The sequence below is a fragment of the Dictyobacter arantiisoli genome (assembly GCF_008326305.1).
GTDB lineage: Bacteria > Chloroflexota > Ktedonobacteria > Ktedonobacterales > Ktedonobacteraceae > Dictyobacter > Dictyobacter arantiisoli.
This window is the reverse complement of record NZ_BIXY01000197.1, coordinates 1-2,689: the sequence shown is the minus strand read 5'-3', so window position 1 is coordinate 2,689 and position 2,689 is coordinate 1. Positions and strand designations below refer to the sequence as shown.

At 52.8% G+C, this 2,689-nt stretch carries 2 protein-coding genes; one reads left to right on the top strand and one right to left on the bottom strand.

Going from position 1 to position 2,689, the window contains the following annotated elements; translation table 11 throughout:
• Window positions 1–101 precede the first annotated feature (101 nt).
• Window positions 102–410, bottom strand: coding sequence for a hypothetical protein (locus F1593_RS27695; RefSeq protein ID WP_149404782.1), 309 nt, complete (start codon window positions 408–410; stop codon window positions 102–104).
• 89 nt (window positions 411–499) lie between these two features.
• Between F1593_RS27695 and F1593_RS27690 the strand changes: the two genes are divergently transcribed.
• Window positions 500–2,146: an MFS transporter gene (locus tag F1593_RS27690; protein ID WP_149404781.1), complete on the top strand. Its 1,647-nt coding sequence runs from the start codon at window positions 500–502 to the stop codon at window positions 2,144–2,146.
• Window positions 2,147–2,689 lie beyond the last annotated feature (543 nt).

The window sequence follows — 2,689 nt, the reverse complement described above, 5'->3', positions numbered from 1 at the left end:
TGCTGTTCCTCCTCGAGAGTCCAATCAGAAAACATCTTGTTCTCTCAAATATGGAGCAGCATCGATCATTTTGCAAGCGCATCTGTTGTTACAAGCCCTCTCTATTTTGGACCAAACTTAGGCGCACGCGCCTGCCAGCCAGGGAGCAGCAAGATCCCGCTGGTATTGGGGGGCTGACACTCTCTGTGGGAGTTTGGTTCCAACCAGTCAATCACTTCTTGAGCATTCTGAGGATATTGTCCACTAAATGCCCGGCGGACAAGAATGCGCTGGACCGACTCTACCATGTTCAACCAGGACCCACCAATCGGCGTATAGAGCGGCATGATCCCGTGGGCAAAGAGCCACTTCGTGATCTCATAGCGGACACTTCCATAAAGATAGAGAATATATAAAGTGGATATAAACAATTGTATGGTACGCTAAGAAGGTTAAGGATGCTAAGGATGTTAAAGTAAGCAAATACATGTGCAGCTCTTTTTTGGCGAAGGAGAAAAGAATGGCGAATATGATCAATCAGCCGTGCGATGAGGCTGTGATACACGCCGCACCCGATAGACGTCCACATCCCCCCTCGGTTGGACGCTGGGTTCTGGTAGCGACAATTCTTGGATCAAGCATGGCAATGATTGATGGTACCGCCGTCAATGTTGCTTTGCCTGTGCTTGAGAAAAGTCTGAATGCAACGATTGCCGAGACACAGTGGATCGTGGAGATTTATGCACTCTTTCTGGCGGCGCTGATCCTCGTCGGTGGTTCGCTGGGTGATGTCTTTGGGCGTAAACGTTTCTTCGCGATAGGTGTCGCGCTCTTCGCGCTGGCATCGATCTGCTGCGGTCTTTCACAGACGACGAGCCAGTTGATCATTGCACGTGCGATCCAGGGGATCGGCGGGGCCTTGCTGATCCCTGGTAGCCTATCGATGATTGGCAGTACGTTTAGCAAAGAGCAACGTGGGCGGGCAGTGGGAACCTGGTCCGGCTTTACCATGATCACTGGAGCCGCTGGTCCGGTGCTAGGCGGTTGGATTGTGGAGAATATCTCCTGGCGCGGCATCTTTTTCCTCAATGTCCCCCTGGCAATCGTGGTACTGCTGATTATCTTCTGGCGTGTGCCGGAGAGTCGGGACGAAAGGGCCAGCCACAAGATTGATTGGTGGGGTGGTGCCTTGATTACGCTCGCGCTGGGCAGTATCGTCTATGGACTGATCACCTCGAATGTCTTTGGCCTGGGGAGTTCGGTGGTGATTATGGCTTTGATCCTCGGCGTAGCCGCGTTACTCGCATTTCTCTTGCGCGAGGATCGCAGTCAAACGCCGATGGTTCCGCTGACACTCTTTCGCTCGCGGACCTTCAGTGGCATCAACATCCTGACGCTTTTCCTCTACTCAGCGGTCGGCGGAGTCCTCTTCTTTTTCCCATTCAATCTAATCCAGGTGCAGGGATACGCGCCCGTCGCCGCCGGAGCGGCCCTCTTGCCAATGATCCTAATCTCATTCTTGCTCTCGCGCTGGTCGGGCGGACTGATCAATCGCTATGGAGCGAAGCTGCCCCTGGTGATTGGGCCGCTGTTAGTTGCGACTGCATTCTTGCTCTATACGCGACCGGGGATCGGTGGCAGCTATTGGCTGACATTTTTCCCGGCCATTGTCGTGCAGGGATTTGGCGTAGCAATCACCGTCGCCCCTTTGACGACGACCGCGATGAGCGCGGTGGAGAGCAAGCACGTTGGTCTGGCAGCAGGCATCAGTAACACCGTATCTCGTACTGCCGCGCTGCTTTCGGTAGCGGTTCTCAACATCGTCTTTCTAGCAACCTTCACCAGCACGCTCGACAGCCAGCTTGCGACCCTGAAGCTTCCACCAGCGATTCGCCAGCAGATCGATGCGCAGCAAACGAAGCTAGCGGAAATCCAGATCCCGGCCTCAGTGAGTGGTCCATTGCGAAGCGAGCTTTCGGGCATCATCGCCTCATCCTTCGTAACCAGCTTCCGCGTCATCATGCTAATCGCCTTTGGACTGGCCCTGGCAAGCTCGCTAACGGCCCTGATCATGATCAATGTGCCACGTGTGGAAACCGGAACGAGCGTAGAGGTGCGCAATAGTGCAACGAGTGCAGACCTCAGCGTTTCAGGTCAGGGGAAATAAACGACGTTATCATCTTTAAAAGGTAAAATTGCCAAAATAAAGATAGTAATGACGAAAACGTAGATGCGGCACGAACGAACGTGAGTCCCGCTTTCCTCATCTCGTACGACATACTCTCCCCAACGCCACACCGGAAAAATGAAGCATTTGGGGAAAATCACCAGATATCGGTACGAGACGAGGAAAGCGCACCTCGGTTGCGATCTCGGCACGCACCTACATCGCGCCATTATTTGTGGCTTTCTCCTACATTCCTCGTATTGGAGCAGAGCAGGATTGACCTTTAAGGTCGAGATCCTATTCCTCAAAGTGTATGTAGCTACATACACTTCGGGGAGATTAATCGTACGAGTCACAAAGCCCGACTGCAAGGATCGGGCCTTCGTTGGGTGAGAGATGCGATACGATCAACGGTATTATTGTTTACGCTATGAATCACCCTACCCTACCCACCTCCAAAAGTTAATGAGTCATGCTGCCCACTCATGGATTTTCAAGCAGGCTGTGTTTGCATAAGGTGTTAAGCTGTTACTGACCATTACC

Excerpts from the sequence above, each read along its gene's own strand:
- F1593_RS27690 (WP_149404781.1), top strand. The coding sequence starts at position 500 with ATGGCGAATATGATCAATCAGCCGTGCGATGAGGCTGTGATACACGCC.